Annotated in this window: 2 protein-coding genes; both read right to left on the reverse strand. The window is 54.7% G+C overall.

Annotated features, from left to right (window positions below; translation table 11 throughout):
• Positions 1-789: glycosyltransferase family 2 protein (locus AC01FP_RS17715; RefSeq protein ID WP_474482055.1), on the reverse strand; the 789-nt coding region annotated here is incomplete at its 3' end.
• Positions 786-1,115 (reverse strand): hypothetical protein (locus AC01FP_RS17720; protein WP_474482057.1); only part of this gene is annotated, 330 nt, incomplete at its 5' end. The genes AC01FP_RS17720 and AC01FP_RS17715, both read right to left, overlap by 4 nt.

Consider the following 1,115-nt stretch of genomic DNA (forward strand, 5'->3'; position numbering starts at 1 on the left):
CGCATTAGTCATGTCCTCAAGCCCCCGGATGTACTGATCAGAGGGGTGACAACTTTCCTGAAACTGGGGGCTGGTTCTGATCGTTTCGAATTGGGAATGATCCGCATTCGACGATTGTCTGGGAAGCACAGCGGTGAGGTACATATTGCGCCTGTTCATGAATTCGGTCACGTTCTTGTCCACAGATATAGCGAGCTGCTCTTCCCTCGAAACCGCCTGCTGAGCTGTGCGGCTTTTCTCGTCTTGGTCGATGTGCTGGATGGTGGCTGGATCTAGATAGGCGATGGCTGCCCCATTGGAGAAGAGGCTTTCGTGCAGATAGGTGTCGTCCCACCCATAGGTGGTGATCACCTCATTGAAATAGCCGACATTGTGCAGGGCTTGGATTCGAGAGAAGAAGGCTCCATTGATGTAGGCTTGAGAGGCATCTTTCGCCAATCGCCAGGATCCAAGCCGTACGTCTAGTCCCTCTGAGAGGGCATTAGTTGCAAAAAAGTCTTTGGTGATGACGTGGTCGTTATCGAGTTTGAGGATGCTGTCGCCTTCGCTACGCTTAAGTCCCACGTTGTACGCGTGGGTGAGGATCCAGCGGGATTCATCTTCGACACGCAGGATCTGGATGCGCTTGTCTTTGATGCCGGCTTGATGGAAGGTTTCTAACAGCGGCACATCGCAGCTCCAGTCCACAATCACGAACTCATCGCAGTCGGATAGCAGCCACGACTCAATCACCTTGAGCAGGTTGGCTTCCCTATTTTTGCAGGCTGTAACCAGAGAGATCTTGGTCATGTTGAGATCGCCATTCCCTCATCCATGCCGATGTCGGCATTGAGCAGCAGGCCTATGCCCGAGCACTGGCACTTCACCCAGCAAAACCACTCCGCATAGGTGATCCGCTCGTCGCTGCGCACCACCTCCACCGGCACCGTGCCCTCCGGCAAAGGCGGCGCATCGCTCTCGCAAAACAGCACTATCCGGCTGATGCCAGGGTTGTTCAAGTTGCGCCGCAACCACTCATCGTTCTCCTGCTGCCGCTCGTCGGTGACTTTCAGGAAAGTTGTCACTCCTTGGCTGCCATTCAGGCGGCCTTGATTAAGGGTAGCGCCATGAGCGGA

This window comes from Cyanobium sp. NIVA-CYA 375 (genome assembly GCF_056108345.1).